The sequence below is a fragment of the Methylobacterium frigidaeris genome, assembly GCF_022179185.1.
GTDB lineage: Bacteria > Pseudomonadota > Alphaproteobacteria > Rhizobiales > Beijerinckiaceae > Methylobacterium > Methylobacterium frigidaeris.
On the sequence record NZ_BPQJ01000019.1, the window covers coordinates 52552 to 73006 of the forward strand.

18 protein-coding genes are annotated in these 20455 nt (G+C 71.0%); 7 read left to right on the top strand and 11 right to left on the bottom strand.

All coding sequences use genetic code 11. The features are described 5' to 3' along the window. Nucleotides 1–29 precede the first annotated feature (29 nt). The 5 genes from MFF64_RS19855 to MFF64_RS19875 all read right to left on the bottom strand — a co-directional run bounded on the left by MFF64_RS19855 (nucleotide 30) and on the right by MFF64_RS19875 (nucleotide 6265). Complete coding sequence (locus MFF64_RS19855) at nucleotides 30–1493, bottom strand: pilus assembly protein TadG-related protein (RefSeq protein WP_099907711.1); 1464 nt, start codon at nucleotides 1491–1493, stop codon at nucleotides 30–32. Beyond that, nucleotides 1484–2209 carry a TadE/TadG family type IV pilus assembly protein gene (locus tag MFF64_RS19860; RefSeq protein ID WP_099907713.1) on the bottom strand — a complete coding sequence of 242 codons (726 nt, stop codon included), beginning with the start codon at nucleotides 2207–2209 and terminating at the stop codon, nucleotides 1484–1486. Before MFF64_RS19860 ends, MFF64_RS19855 begins: the two co-directional genes overlap by 10 nt. Then, nucleotides 2209–2757 (bottom strand): TadE/TadG family type IV pilus assembly protein, encoded by a 549-nt coding sequence (locus MFF64_RS19865; RefSeq protein WP_099907715.1) that lies wholly within the window; start codon nucleotides 2755–2757, stop codon nucleotides 2209–2211. Before MFF64_RS19865 ends, MFF64_RS19860 begins: the two co-directional genes overlap by 1 nt. 162 nt (nucleotides 2758–2919) lie before the next feature. Beyond that, entirely contained in the window at nucleotides 2920–3861 is a 942-nt protein-coding gene (locus tag MFF64_RS19870) for an RgsD C-terminal domain-containing protein (protein ID WP_099907717.1), read from the bottom strand. Continuing rightward, the gene (locus MFF64_RS19875) at nucleotides 3833–6265 is read right to left on the bottom strand and encodes a YfhO family protein (RefSeq protein WP_099907726.1); all 2433 of its coding nucleotides are present in this window, start codon (nucleotides 6263–6265) and stop codon (nucleotides 3833–3835) included. Before MFF64_RS19875 ends, MFF64_RS19870 begins: the two co-directional genes overlap by 29 nt. Nucleotides 6266–6430: 165 nt before the next feature. On the opposite strand from MFF64_RS19875, the gene MFF64_RS19880 reads away from it, so the two are divergent. From MFF64_RS19880 to MFF64_RS19895, 4 genes are all read left to right on the top strand, one after another. Further along, complete coding sequence (locus tag MFF64_RS19880; protein WP_099907719.1) at nucleotides 6431–6994, top strand: nitroreductase family protein; 564 nt, start codon at nucleotides 6431–6433, stop codon at nucleotides 6992–6994. 99 nt (nucleotides 6995–7093) lie between these two features. Next, entirely contained in the window at nucleotides 7094–7720 is a 627-nt protein-coding gene (locus tag MFF64_RS19885) for a flavin reductase family protein (RefSeq protein WP_099907721.1), read from the top strand. A gap of 409 nt (nucleotides 7721–8129) precedes the next feature. Then, nucleotides 8130–9164: a transglycosylase SLT domain-containing protein gene (locus MFF64_RS19890; RefSeq protein WP_133123710.1), complete on the top strand. Its 1035-nt coding sequence runs from the start codon at nucleotides 8130–8132 to the stop codon at nucleotides 9162–9164. Nucleotides 9165–9187: 23 nt separating this feature from the next. After that, a complete protein-coding gene (locus tag MFF64_RS19895) occupies nucleotides 9188–10420 on the top strand; it encodes a DUF2336 domain-containing protein (protein WP_238192157.1) in 1233 nt (410 codons plus the stop codon). Nucleotides 10421–10833: 413 nt separating this feature from the next. On the opposite strand, the gene bioB is transcribed toward MFF64_RS19895, so the two are convergent. From bioB to MFF64_RS19910, 3 genes are all read right to left on the bottom strand, one after another. After that, nucleotides 10834–11826 (bottom strand): biotin synthase BioB, encoded by a 993-nt coding sequence (bioB, locus tag MFF64_RS19900; protein ID WP_099905604.1) that lies wholly within the window; start codon nucleotides 11824–11826, stop codon nucleotides 10834–10836. Beyond that, nucleotides 11823–12389, bottom strand: coding sequence for a biotin transporter BioY (locus tag MFF64_RS19905; RefSeq protein WP_099905606.1), 567 nt, complete (start codon nucleotides 12387–12389; stop codon nucleotides 11823–11825). The genes bioB and MFF64_RS19905 overlap by 4 nt, the downstream gene beginning before the upstream one ends. A gap of 103 nt (nucleotides 12390–12492) precedes the next feature. Next, entirely contained in the window at nucleotides 12493–13140 is a 648-nt protein-coding gene (locus tag MFF64_RS19910; RefSeq protein WP_099905605.1) for a GntR family transcriptional regulator, read from the bottom strand. Nucleotides 13141–13237: 97 nt separating this feature from the next. Here MFF64_RS19910 and MFF64_RS19915 point away from each other — a divergent pair, with 97 nt between their 5' ends. After that, complete coding sequence (locus tag MFF64_RS19915; RefSeq protein WP_207768182.1) at nucleotides 13238–13525, top strand: methyltransferase domain-containing protein; 288 nt, start codon at nucleotides 13238–13240, stop codon at nucleotides 13523–13525. Continuing rightward, entirely contained in the window at nucleotides 13525–14166 is a 642-nt protein-coding gene (locus MFF64_RS37865; protein WP_273557162.1) for a GNAT family N-acetyltransferase, read from the top strand. Before MFF64_RS19915 ends, MFF64_RS37865 begins: the two co-directional genes overlap by 1 nt. 94 nt (nucleotides 14167–14260) lie before the next feature. On the opposite strand, the gene mdoH is transcribed toward MFF64_RS37865, so the two are convergent. Beyond that, nucleotides 14261–16321 carry a glucans biosynthesis glucosyltransferase MdoH gene (gene mdoH, locus MFF64_RS19925; protein ID WP_238192213.1) on the bottom strand — a complete coding sequence of 687 codons (2061 nt, stop codon included), beginning with the start codon at nucleotides 16319–16321 and terminating at the stop codon, nucleotides 14261–14263. A 101-nt stretch (nucleotides 16322–16422) separates the two neighbouring features. Then, the gene (locus MFF64_RS19930) at nucleotides 16423–18006 is read right to left on the bottom strand and encodes an OpgD/OpgG family glucan biosynthesis protein (RefSeq protein ID WP_099902804.1); all 1584 of its coding nucleotides are present in this window, start codon (nucleotides 18004–18006) and stop codon (nucleotides 16423–16425) included. 190 nt (nucleotides 18007–18196) lie between these two features. Between MFF64_RS19930 and glmU the strand changes: the two genes are divergently transcribed. Continuing rightward, a complete protein-coding gene (gene glmU / locus MFF64_RS19935) occupies nucleotides 18197–19540 on the top strand; it encodes a bifunctional UDP-N-acetylglucosamine diphosphorylase/glucosamine-1-phosphate N-acetyltransferase GlmU (protein ID WP_238192159.1) in 1344 nt (447 codons plus the stop codon). A gap of 29 nt (nucleotides 19541–19569) precedes the next feature. On the opposite strand, the gene MFF64_RS19940 is transcribed toward glmU, so the two are convergent. Next, complete coding sequence (locus MFF64_RS19940) at nucleotides 19570–20301, bottom strand: DUF2270 domain-containing protein (RefSeq protein ID WP_099901309.1); 732 nt, start codon at nucleotides 20299–20301, stop codon at nucleotides 19570–19572. Nucleotides 20302–20455: the final 154 nt, after the last annotated feature.

Below are 20455 nucleotides of genomic sequence, written 5' to 3' on the forward strand. Positions count from 1 at the left end.
CCCGGGTCCGGTGGCGCCTCCCGCCTCTCCTACTGGGTGAGGCGGGCGACATGCAGCGCCTGCTCGAACATCTTGCTCAGGGCTGCGGTGATGGCATCCGGGTCGCTGGCAGTCTGAAACAACCCGGGCGAAGCGCAGGCCTTGAGCGGCGTCGCCAGTGTCGGGCTGATATTGTTGACCCTCTTGTTCTCGCTGACGATGTATCCTTTGTTATCAACAAAATCGATGATGATATACGGAATGTAGAGAATTGAAATTGTTGCGCCCGCGGCTTTCAGCGCTTCGCATTGCTTCGGATCGATAGCGGATGGCTGCGATCCGTCCCAATTCGCGTTGTTGTAGTTGGCGAACTTCGACGGCCATCCCGAATAGGCGATCCTGTCGGTCTTGGACCTGTCGTAGAAATTCTGCGAATTCTGCATTCCATCGGTGATGAGGAACACGAACGGCTTGCGGGACGTGCTGGTCGATCCATCCCCGATCCCCTTCTGCGCGACGATCGCTTTCATCTGCGGGAGAGCATTCTCGAAATGGGTCCCGCCCGAGCCGGTGCCGGTGGTCGGATCGTTGTTGGTGTAGAGCTGCGTCGTGCCGGTATCGAGAAGGTTGGTGAAGGCGAGCGGCCAGGACTCCGAGCACTGGGCTGCCGTCCGGAGCGTGCCGATATTAGGGGTGAGGTCGGTGAGCGTCGCCAGACGGTTGATGAACGGATAGATGCCGACGCGGTACTGGTCCGGCACGAGCGCGGCCGAGGCCCGATCGAGAAGCTTGCACACGGCGTTGTTCACCGCGTCCGACCGCAGCTGGATCTTGCCCGCCGACAGGGTCCAACCGATGTAATCGGTCGAGGTATAACCGTCCCGCTTGAAGTGGCAGGCGAACTGGCAGCCCTGCTTGTAGTCGTCCTTCTTGTCCGTGTTGTCCCGGGCGAGCTTTGCCATGAGATCCGCGGTGGTGGGCAGGCCCATCGATCCCGACACATCGACCATCAGATAGAAGTCGAGATAGCTCGGCAAGTCCACCGACGCGCTCACGGTGTTGCCGACCGCCGTGGTCGGCACTCGGAAGAATTTCGCGAAGCTGTTCTGGATCGTCGCCGTGTAGGTGATCTTGGCGGTGATCGTCGGACCGGAGATTGTCACGTCCGGCGTCTGCAACGTCACGGTCGTCAGCGGGACCTTGCCGGCATTGACGTTGAAGGTGTTGACGGCCCGCGTCGCGCCCGCCGCGGTGGCGGACGTCAGCACGTCGCTCCGGGACGCGTTGGCCGCGACGTAGGCCTTGGCCGTCACCACGGCGGCGAGCGCCGCCGCGTCCGCCGCGCGGTCGAGCCGCGCCCGGTTGGTGACCGCGATGCCGTAATCGACCCCGAGCCCGACGAGACCGATGATCGGGATCAGGCTGAGCCCGAACAGAATGCCGATGCCGCCGTCGCGGCCCCGCATCAGCGACATCAGCGTCGCGGAGAACCGTGATGCGCAGTTCAGGAGCATTTCGTGGCGATTCCGTCGTTGCCGGTGAGGTCGTAGTCGATCAGCGGGACGTGGCGCGGCTGGACGTAGGCCGAGCGTGCGATCGGCAGCGACGGCAGGTACCGCGCCCCGAAGGTCGGCGTGAACGTGAACACTACGTCGATCACGACCATCGTGGCGGGACCGTAGAGGGAGCGCGGCAGGGTCGTCGGGCTCGGGGCCGCGGTGTTCTCGACCGGGGTCAGCTCCGCGCCGCAACGCCGGTAGAGATCTCCGCTCGTCGGCTGCGTGGTCCCGGAGCTGGTCCAGACGACCTCGGCGCTGTAGCAGGCGCTCTGATCGCTCAAGTCTGGGCACGTCGCCGTGTTCGGCTTGAAGCGGATGCTGGCGTAGTTGATCGTGATGACCTCCCACCACTCCTTGTTCTGGCGCTTGCCCTCGCTCATCAGGTAGGGGAACAGGACCAGGGCCGCGTCGTAGCTGAAATGCAGGTCGCCCTTGGCGACCAGGCCGGAGGTGGTGCTGCCGTTGCTCGGGGGAACGGCCTGCGAGATCATCTGGCTGATCGACCGGACCACCAGTTCGACCTTGCGCACTGCGTTGACGTAGGCGACGACTTGAATGCCTCCGAGCAACAGCGTGAGGAGGACGGGCAGCACGAGCGCGAGCTCGACGGCGGCGATGCCGTCATCGGCCGAGCGGAAGCGCCGGATCCGGGTGGCGAGAGCGGCACGCATCAGTACTGCTCGACGCGGAAGGCGGCGGTCGAGATCACCAGATAGGCCGCCTTGCCCTTGTAGGTCGTGGTGGTGTCGAGCCAGCCGGTCATGAAGGCGGGCAGGAGGGTGACCGGATAGATCACCTGCAAGTACTGATATTTGCCCTGGCTGCCGAGGGTGAACTGGCCGCTGCCCGGCTTCAAGGGTGGCAGCGCCAAGCCGCTCATGTCGTTTCTGGCATAGGCGCGGTAGCCCGGATTTCCCGCGTCCACGACGTACAGGTTGACGATCAGGTCACCGCAGGACATCGCCGCGGGCAGGTAGCCGCAGAGTTCCCGCGTGAAGCTCGCCAGGCTCACCGGGTTCGTCTGCTGCTTCTGGGCGGTGCCGACGAGAACTTGCCGCGACGCCTGCTCGGTCGCGTAATCGAGCTTCTGGCCGAAGTACAGGATCTGGGCCACGATCATCGTGCCCACCAGAGCCGCGATGAACATCATGCCGACCAGGGCGAACTCGACGGCCGTCGATCCCTTCTCGTCGCGAATGAGGCCAAGCATGTGTCGCATGCGGCCAACCTTACGTCATCGGGTTAAAATCCCGATAAGCGGTGGCGCAGGATTCGGCCGCTTCACCGATATACCCCCACATCGCGGCGCCCGTCGGCTGCTCGCTCCACCGGGAGATGAGTCCATCCACGGACAGGCGCGGGGTCCTCGCCCGGCCGTCGCTCACGGATCCTTCGCGATCGCCTCGATGTCGCGGTCGACGCCGCTCTCGACCTTGAAGTCCTGGGTGTAGACCTTGCCGTCGTGGCGGGCGATCAGCTGGTACTCGCCCTCCGCCAGGGTCACCTGCGGAAACGCGCCGATCGCCTCGCGGATCGTGTCGCCGCCGGGGGTGAGCACGCTGAAGGCGGTGCCCGCGAAGGCCTCGGTGCCGGGGGCGGCGACGAGCTTCAGGGTCACGGTGGCGGCGCGGTGGTTGAGGGTCGCGTCGGTGAGGCGGCCGTTCTCGACCTTCAGGTCGGCGCGCTGGATCGCGTTGGAATCGCCCCAGGTCGAGACGACATGGTAGGTGCCCTCGGGCAGGCGCACCACCTCGCCGGCCTTCACGCCGTCGCGCACCAGCCGCCCTTCCGGGTTGTTGCCGATCGGCACGAAGACCGCGAAGGCGAGCTGGCCCCCCGGGATCTTCGCCTCGCCGACGGCGCCGGAGAGGCGCAACGCCCCGGCATTGACGGTGAGCTGGTCGCTCGCCACGCCGGAATTCAGGGTCACGCGCTTCGAGGTGCTGACGAAGCCGTAGGTCACGTTGGCGAGGTAGCTGCCCGGCGGCAGCCGGAAGGTTGGCTGCGCGTCCTCGGAGCGGGCCAGCACCACCGGCTTGCCGCCCTCCGGCCGGTCCTCGTAGATCCTCCAGGTCAGGCCGCCGCGCAGGGGCTTCGCCTCGCTGGTCAGCACCGCCCGCAACGACAGGCTGGCCTCGGCGGGGGCAGGCGCCGGGGGCGGCCCCTGCGTCACGCCCAGCGGCGCGACGCCCTGGGATGCAGTCCCATGGGGGGCGCCACTCTGTGGGAAGGCCGGCGGCTCGCCAGGAGCCTGGGCGAGGGCGGGCCCAGCCGCGAGCGCGAGCGCCAGGGTTTTACCGAACCGCCGTCTCGCCCGCGTCATCGTCCCTCGCCAACAATTCGCTCGCTGCCGCCACCAGGTTGTCGACCGAGAGCGGGCGGAACCGGAACTCGACCACGTGCTTGCCCGCCGGCACCTCGACCCCGCGGAAGAGCAGGTTGGTGCGCAGGATCGGGCGGCGGGCACCGTCCACCCGAGCCTGCCAGCCCGGATAGAAGATGTCGTGCAGCACCAGCACGCTGTCGCGGTCGGTCTCGACCTCCACCGTGACGACATTGCGGCGATAAGCGAGAATGGTCGCCGTGCCCTTCGCGGCGGTCACCGGCGCGGCCGGGTCCTTGAGGCCGAACTCGCCCTTGATCTTCGGCACGCTGTCCTGGTCGACAAGCGCCGTCTCGTTGCCCTCGAACTCGGGTAGCTCGTCCTGGTTGAGCACGCTCTCCGAATCGACCGGAACGAGGCGGGTCGCCAGGTAGGCCCGGGGCTTGGCCGGGTCGAGGCGGTAGATCCACATCTCGCCCGAGCCGTAGAGCAGCTTGGCGCCGGTCAGCTGCGGAAAATGCCGCGGCAGCCGCTCGGCCGGCCGGTCGAGGACGAGGTATTCGAGGCCGAGCAGGCTGGCGAGCCGTGAGCGGTAGCCGCGGAACAGGCCGGGGAACTGGCGCAGGTTCGGGTCGGCGGCGTTCTCGCCGGGGCCGACCGCGCGCTCGTAATCGGCGAGCCGCAAGGGGTTGTAGCCGATCGTGTCCTCGAGCCCGAGCACCATCGAGGCGTTCTGCCAGGCGCCGCCGAGGCCCAGGATCTCGACCCGCGGGTGCTCGCCCTTGGCGTGGCGGGCGTCGAGCTCGGCCTTGAGCAGGGTCAGGCCCTGGAGCTGCTCCGGCGGCAGGCGCTGGAACACCGCGTAGCGGCCCGCCGGCTCGGCGTTGAGGGAGTTGCCGGCATTGCGCCAGACCAGCTCGGCGCCGAGCAGAGCCACCAGGCAGGCGGCGGCGAGCGCCCGCCGGCGCGGGCCGGCGCGCAGGATCACGCCCACCGCAGCGAGGGCGATCGCGGTACCGATCAGGCCGTCGCGGAGCGCATCCGGCAGGTGGTGGGCCTTGGCCGCGTAGGCGTAGGAGACGAACAGGATGCCGCCGAGAGCCGCCAGTGCCAGGGCCGGCAGGATGATGCCCGGCAGGACGTGGCGGGCGCCGCGCACGAGGCCCGCCGTGCCGGACCACAGCCGGGGGGCGCCCTCCATCACGTAGCGATGGACGAGGTATCCGGCGGCCAGAGCCAGCCCGATATTGATGACGAAGGTGGCGTCGGCCGGCCGGCGGTAGAGGTCGACGCCGGGGACATGGTCGAAGACCGGCGCGAAGAGCGGGGTGTAACGGCCGAGCGCGTACAGGATGGCCGCGCCGAGCATGATGACGGGATAGCGGATCTCCTGGGCGGCGAGGCGCCCGCCCGCGATGCCGTGCCAGAGGATCAGGACCGCCGGCAGGGTCCCGGCGAAGAGGTAGTTCACCGCCCGGTCGGTCCAGGTGTTGCCGTCCATCGATTGCCAGTCCGGACCCCAGTAATCGTAGGTCCAGCGCAGCGAGCCGAACACGTCGGCGAACAGCGCGGTGGCGAAGCTCGAGGGCGGCAGCGAGCCCATGATCGCAGCACCGTAGCCGAAGGACGGCCGGGTCGAGGTCATCAGGAACTGCATGGTGAGGAGCGAGGGCACCGCCAGCAGCGCGCCGCCGACGACTCCCATCACCGCGAGCACGCCGATGCGGGCCCGCAGGTAGGCGAGCGGCGCCGGAGCCGTGAGCACGGCGTGGACCGCGACGCCGATCAGGCTCAGCCCGCACAGGAACGCCACCTGGTCGCGCCCGACCGTCATCACGGCGGCCACGACCGCGAAGGCGAGACCGAAGGCGTAGGAGCGGCGCGCCAGCGCCTCCTCCAGCAGCCACCAGGCCAGGGGCACGAAGCCGTAGGAGATGATCATGCCGGTATGCTGCAACCGGGCCGAGGCCGAGCCGCCGAGCACGAACACCATCGCGGCCGCGACCGCGCCGGCCGGGTGCCAGCCGCGGCGGCGGAAGAGCAGCAAGGTCGCGACCGCGCCCGGGATCAGGTGGGCGAACACCACCGCGTCGAACAGCTCCATCGACGGCGACGGGTCGAGCCACGCGAAGAACAGCATGGTCGGGGTGAAGAGGAGCGATTGCGGATCCGCGACGGACGGGTGGCCGGCGAAGTGGTAGGGGTTCCAGAGCGGCAATTCGCCGTTGGCCAGGGCCGCGCCGAGGTAGCGCAGCATCGGGTAGAAGTGGTTCTTGGAATCCCACGGCACCACCGCGCCCGCGAGCGGCCACACCGCTGCGGCGGCGGCCCAGAACAGCATCACGGCGGCGAGCGCCAGCCAGAAATCCCGGGGCGTCCAGGCATGGAGTGGGGAGCGCGTCATGGTGCGGTCGGCGTCCTCGGCCCCGGCTCGCCCGGCGCCCGGCTTCACGTCACGCCCGGCCGTGGCCGTCCGGGGCGGAATGGTGCTTAAAGGGAGCATCGGGGCGCCAGGATGGCAGCCTGCCGTCCCCGTCCGTCCGCTATAGCTCAAGCCACTGAAGCCGAGATGAACGCAACCCTCGATCTTCTCCGTACCCGCCGCTCGGTGCCGCCGGCGCAACTCGCCGGTCCCGGTCCTTCCGCAGAGGAGCTGGACACGATCCTCGCCGCCGCCTCCCGGGTGCCGGACCACGGCAAGCTCGCCCCCTGGCGCTTCATCCTGATCGAGGGCGAGGGACAGACCCGCCTCGGCCGGGTGGTGGCCGAGGCTTACCGGGCCGATCACCCGGAGGCCGACGACAAGCGCCTCGACCTCGAGGCCGGGCGCCTCGCCCAGGCGCCGCTCGTGGTCGCCGTGGTGTCGCGGGCCGGCCCGCACGTGAAGATCCCCGACTGGGAGCAGGTGCTCTCGGCCGGTGCCGCCGCGATGAACCTGATCGTGGCGGCCAATGCCCTGGGCTTTCGCACCGCCTGGCTCACCGAGTGGATGGCCTATGACCGCCGGGTGCTCGACGCGCTCGGCCTCGATCCGGCCGAGCGGCTGGCGGGCTTCGTCCATGTCGGCCGGGCCGAGCAGGTGCCCCCCGATCGGCCGCGGCCGGCCCTTGCCGAGATCGTGACGCGGTACTGACCGGGCGCAGGCTGGCGCCCCGGCCGGCGGATGCTCTACTGGACGGCGGACGGTCCGCGCCGACGGACCGCCCGTTCCAAGAGCATCCCGGGGCCGCCGATGCATTACGACGCCGAGACCCGCACCCTGAAGCACAACCCGTTTAAGGCCCTGGTGGCGCCGCGCCCGATCGGCTGGGTCAGCGCGCTCAGCGCCTCGGGCCAGCTGAACCTCTCGCCCTACTCGTTCTTCAACGGGGTGGGGGACAGCCCCGAGATGGTGATGTTCTCCTCCTTCGGGCGCAAGGACGCGCTGACCTTCGCGGAGGAGGGCGGCGAGTTCGTCTGCAGCCTCGCGACCTTCGACCTCAAGGACGGGATGAACCAGTCCTCGGCGCCGCTGCCGCGGGGCGAGAGCGAGTTCGACTTCGCCGGCCTTGCCACCGCCCCGTCGCGCAAGGTGCGCCCGCCGCGGGTCGCGGACGCGCCCGCCGCCCTCGAATGCCAATGGCTCCAGACCATCCCGCTCGTGCCGGCCGGCGGCGGCGAGGCGGCCTACTTCATGGTGATCGGCCAGGTGGTGTCGATGTACATCGACGACCGCTTCGTGACGCCGGAAGGCCGGGTCGATACCGGGGCGATGCGGCCGATCATGCGCGGCGGTTACTTCGACTACTTCACAGTCGAGTCCGAGAACCGCTTCGAGATGCGCCGGCCGGCGGGCGGGGGCGATATGCCGAAGCGGTGACGGTCGGGCCTCGCGCCGCAGGGATGGCGCGGGGCCGCAGGCGAAGTCCCGCCCGCGATCCGGGTGGGATTTTATGCTGACGCCCTGGTCATGCTGGTGTTCCGGCCGATCACGGGGAGGGGCCGCCATGCAGGCCGCCGAGAAGATCAGCATCACCATGACGTCCGAACAACTCCGCGCGGTGCGCCTCTGGCAGCGCCGGCGTGAGGAGGATGCCGAGCGACTGCTTCGACGGCGGACAGGATTTCGAGGCCCTGTTCCGCGGTCGCGAGCCGGAGGGCGAGGCGCAGGCGGAATGCGGGACGCCGCCACCCGCGCCCGCTTCAATCTTCCTTTACCATAACCCCAGCATCCTGAGGCCCGAGAGAGAGCCGGCCCGCGCTTTGCGGTGCCGCTCCACCGGGCCGCCATGTTCCTGTTCAGCAACACGCCGTCGCAAGGGACTGCCAGCCAGGGAGCCGCCCAGGGCACCGGCCGTGCGGCCTCGGGCAACCTGGTGATCGACGCGATCCGCCAGGGCGCCGAGAAGACCGGCGCCGCCTTCGATTACCTGCTCTCGACGGCGCAGCGTGAATCGAGCCTCAACCCCAGCGCCAAGGCCGGCTCCTCCTCGGCCACCGGCCTGTTCCAGTTCATCGAGCAGACCTGGCTCGGGGTGATGAAGCAGGACGGCCCCTCGCTCGGCCTCGGCTCCTATGCCGACGCGATCACCGCCCGGTCGTCGGGTGGTTATACAGTCAGCGATCCGGCGGCTCGCCAGGCGATCCTCGACCTGCGGCGTGACCCGGAGATCGCCTCCGCGATGGCCGGCGCGCTCACCCGCCGCAACGCCGACGCCCTCTCGGACGCGCTCGGCCGCGAGCCGAACCGGGCCGACCTCTACGCCGCCCATCTCCTCGGCGTGCGCGGGGCGCTGACCCTGATCCGCGCGGCCGAGAACGCCCCCGGGCGCTCCGCCGCCGCCGACCTGCCAGAGGCCGCCGCCGGCAATCGCGGCCTGTTCTACGATCGCGGCGGCCGGGCCCGCAGCGCCTCCGAGCTCTACGCCGTGCTCGGCACCAGCCCGAGCGTCCCGTCCACGACCGCCACGCTCACCGCGCAGGCAGCAGTTCCGACCGCCTACGCGCCCGAGGCCGGCAGCGGCCTGCGCTCGCTGTTCCAGACCGATGCCCGCCGCGGCCCGGTCTCCGACAGCGTCGCCAAGCTGTGGGGCAGCCGGGGCACCGGCGCGGCGGCGCCGAGCTACTTCCCGCGCTCGAGCGACGGGCCGGTGGTCGCCTCCGCGGCGGCCGTGCCGTCGTCGAGCCCGCCGGCCGGCCCGGCCGGGATCCAGGACACCCCCCGAGACATCACGACCACCGGCGTGCCCCTGCCACCGAGCCGCCCGCGTGAATTCGGCGGACGCCACCGCGCCGCCGTCACGCCGTCCCCGATCCAGTCCTGACAATCCGTCACGGAGCCGCGCCGATGATCATCCGCCAGTTCCTGCTCTGGACGCAGCACGAATCCGCCGGGCGCCGGGCCGAGGCGGCCTCGTCGCTCGCACGGGCCTATCTCTACGCCAAGCTCGACCCCGCGGCGCGGTGGGAGGCGAAGACCGCCATCACGGCGCTCCTCGACGATCCCTCGCCCCTGGTGCGGCGGGCACTGGCCGAGGCCTGCGCCAACGCGGCGGAGGCGCCCCGGACCCTGGTGGTGGCGCTCGCCCAGGACCAGGCGGAGATCGCCGGGCTGGTGCTGGCGCGCTCGCCGGTCCTGTCGGATGCCGACCTCGTCGATTGTGCCGCCGTCGGTGACGAGGCGGGCCGGATCGCCATCGCGGGGAGGCCCGCCCTCTCGGCCATGCTGTGCGGGGCGCTCGCCGAGATCGCCGGCGCGGCGGCCCTGCGGGCGCTCGCCGCCAATCCGGGCGCCGAGATCACCCGCGGCAGCTTCCTGCGGATGGTCGAGCGCCACGGCGACGACGCCCGCTTGCGCGAGGCCCTGCTCGCCCGGGCCGACCTGCCCGTCGACGTACGCCAGGCGGTGACCGCCCGCCTCGCCAGCGCGCTGTCGGCCTTCGTGAGCGGCTGCGGCTGGCTCTCCCGCGAGCGCAGCGAGCGGGTGACCCGGGAGGCGCGGGAGCGCGCGACACTGGGCCTCGCCGAAGGCTCGGACCGGGCCGACCTGCGCCGCCTCGTCGCGTATCTGCGCGGCGCCGGCCAGCTCACCCCCGGGCTGATCCTGCGGGCGATGCTGTCGGGCCGGATGGCCTTCACCGAGGCGGCGCTGACCGACCTCTCGGGCCTGGCCGCCGAGCGGGTGGCGGGGCTGCTGCACGATCCCCGCGGCAGCGGCATGGCGGCGCTCTACCGCCGGGCTGGCCTGCCGCCCGCCCTCGAACCCGCCTTCGCGGCGGCGATGTCCGCCTGGCACGAGGAGGCGAGCGGCCTGCGCGAGAGCAGCGGTCCGGGCCTGTCGCGGCGGATGATCGAGCGGGCGGTGACCGCCTGCGAGCGGCTGCCCTTCGCCGATGCCCACGCCATCGTCGCCCTGCTCAACCGCTTCGACGCCGAGGCGGCCCGCGACGAGGCCCGGTTGCTCGCCCGTGCCCTGGTGAGCGAGGCCGCGACCGACCCGGTGATCGACACCGCGCCGGAGACGATCCCCGCCGGCCTGATGGACAGCTACCGCCGCGACCGGCCGCGCCTCGCGGCCTGACGCTGGCCCGCAGCCGGACGCGTCAGCGCCCGGCCGCCCGCCGGTCGGCGCACATCACCGCCGCGGCGAGATAGCCGGCCAGCGAGACGATCACGGCTTGGGGGTAGATCGGTCGAACGAAATGGGCGGAGACGCTCATCGATTCCTCCCGATTCGGGTGTTGCATCTTGCTTACGATGCCGGGCGGCAACCGGACAAGCGCCCGGCATCGGGATTTTTATCCTCGGATCGCCGGATTAAACTCCGGGTGGTCTTTCGTGGTCGCGGTATGGCGGGCGGCCCTCTTGCGCCGGGTGCGCTCCTTCATGGCGGGATGTCGTCTCATCATGCTGCGCTCTTCCGCGCCGCCATAGATTACGGTTACTTCGCCGATCATGACTTCCCTTGCCGCAACGGCATCGACCGTCCGGCCTTCAGGGTGGGGCGTGGCCGGTGCCGGCGGATTGCCGCGGCGCGAGCGCGGCGAAGAGGGCCTCATCGTCGTCGTGCTCGGCATTCGGCGTCGTCAGCAGGGTGTCGCCGGCGAAGACCGAGTTCGCTCCGGCGAGGAAGCACAGGATCTGCGCCTCCCGCCCGAGCTGCGCCCGGCCGGCCGATAGGCGCAGGATCGAGGTTGGCAGGACGAGGCGCGCCGTCGCCACCATGCGGACGAGGTCGAGGGGATCGATGCGGGGCTGGTCGGCGAGCGGCGTGCCCTCCACCGGCACCAGGGCGTTGATCGGCACGCTCTCGGGGTGCGGTGCCAGTCCCGCCAGCACCTGCAGCAGGCCGGCCCGGTCCGTCATCGCCTCGCCCATGCCGACGATGCCGCCGCAGCACAGGCCGATGCCGGCCTCCCGCACCGTCGCCAGGGTATCGAGCCGGTCCTGATAGCGGCGGGTGGTCACGATCCGGTCGTAGAAGTCAGGGCCGGTATCGAGGTTGTGGTTGTAGGCGGTCAGCCCGGCCGCGGCGAGGCGCGCGGCCTGGTGGGCCTTCAGCATGCCGAGGGTGACGCAGGCTTCCATGCCGAGGGCGCGCACCCCCTCGACCATTGCCACCACCGCGTCGAACTCCGCGCCGTCCCGCACCTGGCGCCACGCCGCCCCCATGCAGAAGCGCTCCGCCCCCGCCGCCTTGGCGCGGGCCGCCTGCGCCAGCACGGTCGCCGGGTCCATCAGCCGGTCGCGGGTGAGGTCGACCCCGCGGTGATGCGCCGATTGCGGGCAATAGGCGCAATCCTCCGGACAGCCGCCGGTCTTCACCGAGAGCAGGCTCGCCTTGCGGATCCGGTTCGGGTCGTGGTGGCGCCGGTGGACGGCATTGGCTCGGCCGACGAGTTCGAGCAGCGGCAGATCGTGCAGGGCCTCGATCTCCTGGGTCGTCCAGTCATGCCGGACGGCCCCGTCTTCGTGGTGCGGGCTCATCGTGCGGCTTTCCGGCTGACGCAGCGCAGGCCCGGCAGGGCGGTGGTGCCAGCAGCGACGAGGCCGATCTTGACGAGGTCGCCGAGGAGGAAGGGCGCGAGGCCGAGGGCGACGAGGTTCTCGGCCGGCACGAACAGCGCGAGCCAGGCCAGACCGAGGGCATAGATCACCGCGAGTCCGGCGAGCATCGCCGCGATACGGCCGAGGAGCCCGCGCCCGGCCGCGAGCACGCCGACCAACCCGGCGGCGACGAGATAGCCCGCCAGGTAGCCGCCGGTTGGTCCCGCCATGTAGGCGAGGCCGAGGCCGCGCTCCGGCGTGCCGGAGAAGACGGGCAAGCCGGCGGCACCCGCCGTCAGGTAGCCGAGCAACGTCGCGACCGCGAGGCGCGGGCCGACGGCCAGGGCGAGGGCCATGATGGCAAGGGTGTGCAGCGTCATCAGCACCGGCCAGAACGGGATCCGGACCTTGGCCGCGAGGGTGATGAGCAGCACGCCCGACAGGACGATGGCGACGTTCCGGGCCGCGCGCAGGGGCACGGCGCCGAAGACGAGGGCGTTCATCGGGATCTCCATTTTATAGATAATTTCGCCGAGGCGACGGATGGAAAGATCCACGTACGCGTCTGAAAAGCAATAGTTTCGAAAATAATAGATAGTTTGCGGGTCAGGCACTGCGCCGGAAGGCGGCGTTGCCCGGCCTGTGGCCGACCCATTGAACGTGGCGGGCCAGGATGCCCGCCGCGGCATCAATGTCGCCGGCCCGCAGGGCGACGAGGATCGCCCGGTGATCGCGATCGGTCGGCGCCTCCCATTCGGCGCGCCAGCCGGCGAACAGGAAGCGGGCGCTGGCGGCCTGGAGATCCTCGATCACCTTCAGGAGACGGGGCATGCCGCAGGGCGCGAGGATGAGGCGGTGGAAGCTCCGGTTGGCCTCCTCCCAGGCCTGCACGTCGCCGGCCCGGTCGCCGGCCCGGGTCGCCTCCTCGGCCCGGTCGAGGATCGCCGGGGTCAGATGCGGGGCGGCGTGGCGCAGGGCCAGCACCTCGAGGGCGGCGCGCATCTCGGCCACCTCGCGCACCTCCTCCGGGCTGAATCCGGCGACGCGCACGCCCCGTCGCGGCTCGCCCACCACCAGTCCCTGCGCCTCGAGACGGCGGAAGGCCTCCCGCACCGGCACGTGGCTGGCGCCGAACTCCTCGGCGACATGGTCCTGCCGCAGCCGGGAGCCCGCCGCCAGGGCACCGGAGATGATGCGCTCGGCCAGGGCCCGGCTGATCCGCACCGCAATCGGTTCGTCTTTGGCTGTCGTCATGAATTATCGATAATCCACCGACGCCACGACGTCACGCGGGCGTGGCGGGTGCGCCGGCATGCGGAGCTCTGCCGCAAGGGGAGTCAGCGAGGCCGCGATGAGCGATGGCTGGAGCGAGTCCGCCGCCGCCTGGATCGCCGAGTTGGGCGAGGCGGGTGATTTCGGCCGCAGCGCGGTGCTCGACGCGCCGATGCTGGCTCGCCTCCGGGAGCGAGGCTTTCGCCAGGCCCTCGATATTGGCTGCGGCGAGGGCCGCTTCTGCCGCCGGATACAGGATCTCGGGGTCGAGACCATCGGCATCGACCCGACCGACGCCCAGTTGCGCCAAGCCCGGGCCCGCGACCCGGGGGCATCTCCCTCCCCGGCCGCGTCGAGGGTACGGTGATGGCTCTGCCCTTCGCGAACGGCGCCTTCGATCCTGTGGTCAGCTATCTGACGCTGATCGACGTCCCGGACATCCGCGCGGCCATCCCCGGGATGGCCCGGGTGCTCCGCCCCGGCGGGACGCTGCTGATCGCCAACCGGACGAGCTTCGGCACCGCCGGCGCCTGGACCGACGACGGCGACGCCGTCACGGCCGTGCTGGCGGCGAGCTACCCGGTCCTGATGGCCGCGTCCTACGAGGCTGACACGCTGACCTGGGCGCTGCCCTTGATGGTTCGCGCCAACCCGGCGCTGCTCGCCTCCGGCCGCTTCCATCTGGCGGAGGTGCCGGACGGGATCGTGGGTGTCGGTGGGTGGACACCGGAGCGGCCCGGAACCGGTGAGATCGAGCCCGGCCTCGGCCATGTCCGCCATTTTGCCGTTCACCCGGCCTGGATCGGCCGCGGCGTCGGGCGAAGAGTGTTCGCGGCGTGCCGGTCGCAGGCCCAGGGTGGCGGCGTTTCCGCGTTCGAGTGCTACGCCAGCCTCAACGCCGAACCGTTCTACCGCGCCCTCGGATTCCGCGAGTTCGGACGGCGCGAGATCCCGTTGGGCGGCGGCGCGGTCGGGTTCCCGGCCGTGCTGATGCGCTGCCGGCTCTGAGCCGTCTCGTCCGATCGCCGATCCGATGTCGATCGGCTTCCCCATCTCGCACGACGTCTCGCCCTCTCCGAACCTGGATAAGGGTCTCGATGACTCACCTTCCGAGCCGCGCCAGCCGGTCGAGCAATGCCCGGTCGTGCAGCAGCACCATCTTCTCCTTGGGGTTCAACCAGCCGGCCGCCTCGTCGATGGTCTCCGCCTCGACCACCTTGGCCTGGGCCATGACGTGGTCGGGCTGCGGCGCGCCGCGGGGCCGGCTCTCGGCCGGAGGCAGGAAGGCGAGGTGGCCGGCCCGGAGGTCCGGATCGGCGTGGAGCGCCCGCAACCCGTCGGCATCGTCGTAAGCAAGCGCCGCGTTGCGCGCCTCGATCGCCTTGGCGGCGACCGCGATCGCCGGGGGCTCGCGCTCCTCGGGGGTCATCAGCAGGCCGGCGCGCTTGAGGGCGAGGCCGAGCGCCAGTTGCCCGCTCGCCCAGGAGATCGGAATCGCCAGGACGAGGCCGAGGATGGTGGGCGACATCCACAGGAACAGCGAGGTGGCGATGGCGAAGGCCGAGATTCCGGCGACCAGCCCGAGGATGGTGTGCCAGCGGTGCCGGCGCACGATGTCCGAGAACGGGATCGAGCCGTCGTCGCGCCGCTGCGGGTTCCAGCCGGTGTCGCGCCCGAGCAGGATCTGGAACACCGAGCCGGACTGGACCAGCATCGCGATCGGGGCGATCAGCGCCGAGAGCAGGGTCTCGATGAGCGCCGAGAGCACGAGGCGGATGCCGCCGCCGCTCGCCCGACGCACCTTGCTGTCGAGAAGGCCGAGGATCAGGCCGAACAGCTTCGGGGCGAGCAGGATCGCCATCGTGATCCCGAAGAGCTGGAGCGCGCGCACGGGGTCGAAGCGCGGCCAGACCGGGTAGAGGCGGAACTCGGTCGAGAAATATTCGGGGCGGATGTAGGCGGTCTGGAGGGCCAGCGCGATGCCGACCACGAGCTGCGCCGCCCAGAGCGGTGAGGCGAGGTAGCCGGCGATGCCGGTAGCGAAGTGCTGGCGCGAGGCGAGCTTGAGGCCCGCCGTGCCGATGATGCGGCTATGCTGCAAATTGCCCTGTGCCCAGCGCCGGTCGCGGATCGCGACGTCGATCAGCGAGGGCGGGCTCTCCTCGTAGGAGCCCTGGAGTTCGGGGAGCATGTAGACGCTCCAGCCGGCGCGGCGGATCAAGGCCGCCTCGACGAAATCGTGGCTGAGCACGTGGCCGCCGAAGGGCGGCTTGCCGGAGAGGTCCGGCAGGCCGCAATGGGCGGCGAAGGCGCGCGTGCGGATGATCGCGTTGTGGCCCCAGTAATTGCCGTCCCGGCCCGACCACAACGACAGGCCGGTGGCGATGACCGGACCGTAGATGCGGGCCGCGAATTGCTGCACCCGGGCGAACAGGGTGTTGCGGTTGATGATGAGCGGTAGCGACTGAATGATGCCGGAATCCGGGTCCGCCTCCATCGCGCGGGCCAGCGTCACCACGCAATCGCCGCTCATCAGGCTGTCGGCGTCGAGGACCAGCATGTGGTCGTAATGGCCGCCCCAGCGGGTGACGAAGTCGGCGATGTTGCCGGCCTTGCGGTGGTGGTTCTTCTGCCGGTGGCGGTAATAGAGGCGGGCATCCTCGCCGAGGCGCTCACGCAAAGCCAGGTAGGCCCGCTCCTCGGCGATCCAGGCATCGGCCTGGGTCGAATCGGACAGGATCCAGTAATCGAAGGCTGCGCCCTCGCCCGTCGCCTCGATCGAGGCGCGGATCGCCTCGACCGCCGCGAAGGTGCGGGCGGTGGCCTCGTTGTAGACCGGCATCACCACGGCGGTACGGGTGGTGAGCGGTCCTGGCCGTGCCTGGGGACGGCGTCGGCGCAGCAGCGCCAGGAAGCCGAGCAGGCCCGAGGTGAAGGCGAGCGCGATCCAAGAGAAATTGAGGGTGAACAGCGCGAGCAGCAGCCATTGCAGCCAGGTCGTGGAGCCGGCGACCGACACGACCTCGTACATCTGCACCGCGCCGTAGGCCGTCAGCGCGAGGCCGCCGCCGAACACGAAGGCGCGGGCGGCCCAGGGCGCCCGACGGCCGGGCACCTGGTGCTCTTGCGCCTCCGACCACCGGCGCAGGTCCTGCACCGGCATGGCGAGGGGGGATTCCTCCGGCACCGCGGGCGCGACCGCGAGGGGCGTCGCGTCGCGGCGGAGGGGGTCGAGGCGGTGGATGTCGTGGTTTTGGGCGAGGGTCACGGGGTCCACCGATACAGCCATGTCTCACTGACGGGTTTGTCGCCGGCCTTGACGACCAGGCGCAGCTCGCAGGCGGTGTCGTTGCCCGGGTCGAGCTCGAACACCGCCCGCACGGTCTTGCGCTCCGGATACGGGTAGATCCGCTGGCGGACGATGCTGCCGGGCGCGGTGTGCAGGGCGAGTTGCAGGGCGTTCGGGTCGATGCCCTCGGCGAAGGGCGCCTCGCCGGTGAAGTCGACGAGGAAGAGCCGGCGCTTGCCCCCGGCGCCCTTGCCGATCCGGGTGCCGGAGCAGGCGGCGAGCGGCGGCGCGCCCGGCACCGTCCAGCACCAGAACTGGCGGTAGCTGAAGGCGATCTCCTTGGCGACCGGATCCTTCGGCCGCCAATAGGCCAGGATGTTCTCGTTGACCTCGGATTCGCTCGGGATCTCGATGAGCTGCACCGCGCCGGCGCCCCAGCCGTGCTGCGGCACGCCCGGCCCCCAGCTGCCGAGCGGCTCGACCCACAGGCTCGGCCGCTTCTCCCAGCGCTGCACGTCGTCCTGGTAGTCGCCGTAGGCGCGGGCGCGCTGGATCAGCCCGAAGCCCTTCGGGTCCTGGTCGAGGAAGGCGGAGATCTGCAGCGTCTCGGGGTTCTGCACCGGGCGCCAGATCGCCTCGCCCCAGCCGTTGCGGATCTGCAACCCGTCGCATTCGTGGGCGGCGGGGCGGGCATCGTCGACGCTGCGATGGTCGGTCGGCCCGAAGAGGTAGGCGCCGGTCATGCCGGCGATGCCGACATGCTCCAGGTTCGTGCGCGGGCAGAGCGTCGCCTCGACGTCGACGATGGTGGCCTCGCCCGGCCGCAGGGTCATGCGGAGCGCCGCGGTGGCGGATTCGGAATCGACGAGGGCATGGATCACGATCTGCCCGGTGCCGGCTCCCGGCCGCTCGAGCCAGAAGGCGCGAAACAGCGGGAATTCCTCGCCCCTCGCTTCCGCCGGCTTCAGGGTCAGGGCGCGGGCGGTGACGCCGTAGCTCTGGCCGGCGGCGAGCGCGCGGAAGAACGAGGCGCCCTGGAAGATCGCGCAATCGGACGGGGCCGCGCCGTTGAAGCTCGCATAGAGCCGGAAGCCCGAGAAGCCGAGGTCGCGGCCCTCGTCCGGGGCTTTCAGCTTGCCGAAGGTGAAGCGATTGCGGTCGTAAGCGATGCGGCGCACCACCCCGTCCTCGATCGCGTGCAATGCCACCGGCGTGGTGAACACGAAGCCGCGGTGCAGGGGCTCGACCACGAAGCCGCGGCCCTCGCCGGCCCAGAGCAGGGCGGAGGGTTGCGCCCGCACGCCGATATACTGCTCGTAGGTGAGGTCCCTGAACGGGTCGGGCAGGTCGTTCGCCGGGGCGGCGTAGGGCTTCTTCGCGAGCGCGCGGGCCAGCTCGACCACCTGGCCGGGATCGAAGCGCTGGCCGTCCGACAGGGGCGCCGGCTCCGTCGGCTGCGCGCCCGCCGTCGTGGTCACGGCCAGACCACCGGCGAGCGCCAGCACCGCGCGTCGGTCGAGGGCTGTGCGGGAGGGCGGGACGGTCGGAGGCTGCGTCATCAAGGGAGGTGGTACCGGTCCGGATTCGGGGAGGCGCCGGCCGTTTACCACGATCCGGGCTGAACCGGGGGTTAAGAATCGCGAAGGTTGCGCCGTGGGGGGGGAACGGCGCGCCGGCGCTTGTTCTGACGGAGCGATCGGCTAGACGGTCCGCCGACATACACTTCTCCGCGAACCCGACAGGCCGCCGATGACATCCACGCCGAAGCCAGCCGAGGCCCGTTCCCTCCTCGCCGTCGTGCTCGCCGCCGGCAAGGGGACGCGGATGCGCTCCGCCCTGCCGAAGGTGCTCCATCCCATCGCCGGTCGGCCGATGCTCGCCCACGTCCTCGCTTCGGTCGCGGAAGCCGGGGCCGGGCGCCTCGCCGTGGTGGTCGAGCCCGGCCGCGACGACGTCGCCCGGGTGGTGGCGGGGTTCTCCGGCGCCGAGACCTTTCCGCAAGGAGAGCGCCTCGGCACCGCCCACGCGGTGCTGGCGGCCCGTCGCGCCCTGGCGGACGGCGCCGACGACGTGGTGGTGGCCTTCGGCGACACGCCGCTGATCAGCCCTCAGACCTATGCTCGCCTGCGGGCGCCGCTGGCCGAGGGGGCGGCGGTCGCGGTGCTGGCGTTCGAGAGCCCGAACCCCACCGGTTACGGCCGCGTGCTGGTCGAGGACGGCCAGGTGACGGCGATCCGCGAGGAGAAGGACGCGAGCGAGGCCGAGCGCCGCGTCACCCTGTGCAATGCCGGCCTGATGGCGCTGTCGGGCGCCCACGCCCTTGGGCTTCTGGAGCGGATCGGCAACGCCAACGCGGCGGGCGAGTACTACCTGCCCGACGCCGTGGCGCTGGCGGTGGCGGATGGCCACCGGGTCGCGGTGGTGCGGGTGGCGGAGGCCGAGGCGCAAGGGGTGAACGACCGGGTGCAGCTCTCGGCCGCCGAGGCGGCGGTGCAGACGGTCCTGCGCCGGCGCGCCATGCTGGCGGGCGCCACCCTGATCGCCCCCGAGACGGTGTTCTTCAGCCACGACACGGCGCTCGGCTCCGACGTGGTGGTGGAGCCCCACGTGGTCTTCGGCCCCGGCGTCGTCGTCGGCGACGGCTGCACCATCCACGCCTTCTCGCACCTGGAGCACGCCCGGCTCGCCGCAGGCGTGCAGGTCGGCCCCTATGCCCGCCTGCGGCCCGGCGCGGTGCTGGAGGAAGGCGCCCGCATCGGCAACTTCGTCGAGGTGAAGAACGCCGCGATCAAGGCCGGCGCCAAGGTCAACCACCTCACCTATGTCGGTGACGCCGAGGTGGGGGAGGGCGCCAATCTCGGTGCCGGCACCATCACCTGCAACTACGACGGCGTGAACAAGCATCGCACGGTGATCGGGGCCGGCGCCTTCATCGGGTCGAACTCGGCGCTGGTGGCCCCGGTGACGGTCGGGGCCGGTGCCTTCGTGGGCTCCGGCTCCGTCATCACCGAGGACGTGCCGCCCGGCACGCTCGCGATCGGCCGCGGGCGGCAGGTGATCAAGACCGGGTGGGTGAAGCCGACCAAGGGGTGAGGGTCATCCCCTCACGCGAGGGCACGCCCTCACACGTGCACCGACCCGTCGTCGGGATCGCGGCGGCCGGCGCGCAGGCCCGCCGCGAGGAGCCAGGCGTAGAAGCAGGCCACGCCCGCGAGCACGAGCCAGCCCGGCAGCGGCCCGAGGCCGGCGCCGGCCAGGATCTCGGGGAGGCCGTGCGTGGTCTCGGCGACGCTCGCCCGGGGGCCGGTCTCCTGAAGCCGGGCGGAGGTGATCTTCAGCACCCAGGCGAGCAGCAGGATCGCGAACATCCAGCCGTAATTGCGCCGCAGCCGCCGGCCGAAGGCCTCGCGCAAGCTGATGTGGAACATCGGGTGGCGCAGGTCCTCGGCGAGCAGCCGGGTCCAGCCGGGATCGGACACACCGGGATCGGACACACTTGGAGTGGACGCGCGACTCGGGGCGAAGACCTCGGCGTAGTAGTGCCGCTCGAGCTGGCGCACCCGGGTGCGGTAGACGTCGAAGAAGCGGTAGCGCCGCGCCTCGATGCTGAGCAGCAGCATCACCAGCAGCATCGCGAACAGGAGCACGCCGTGATGCGCCGTCGGCGTCGAGAGCGAGACCGACAGCATCGCGGCGATGACCGTGATCGCCCAGTTGGTCGTGCGGTCTATCCGGTCGCGCCAGCCGGCCATCCGGGCGATCTCGGCCCGGTGGTAATGCGCCAGGACCGTGATGGTCTCGGCGGGCGTCTTCGGAAACGGGAGCGCGGCGGCTTCCGTCGGCGCGGAGATCATGGCGGGGGCCTCCCTCTCCGGGCCTCTTCGTCGTTCGGGCCCGGGTACCGGCATCATGGCGCAGATCCCGGCGCGACCGGAAGGCGCCCGTCACGAGAGCGGCTCGGTTCCATCGCCCCGTGGTCCTTCAAGCGCGATTGATCTATGGCGGGGA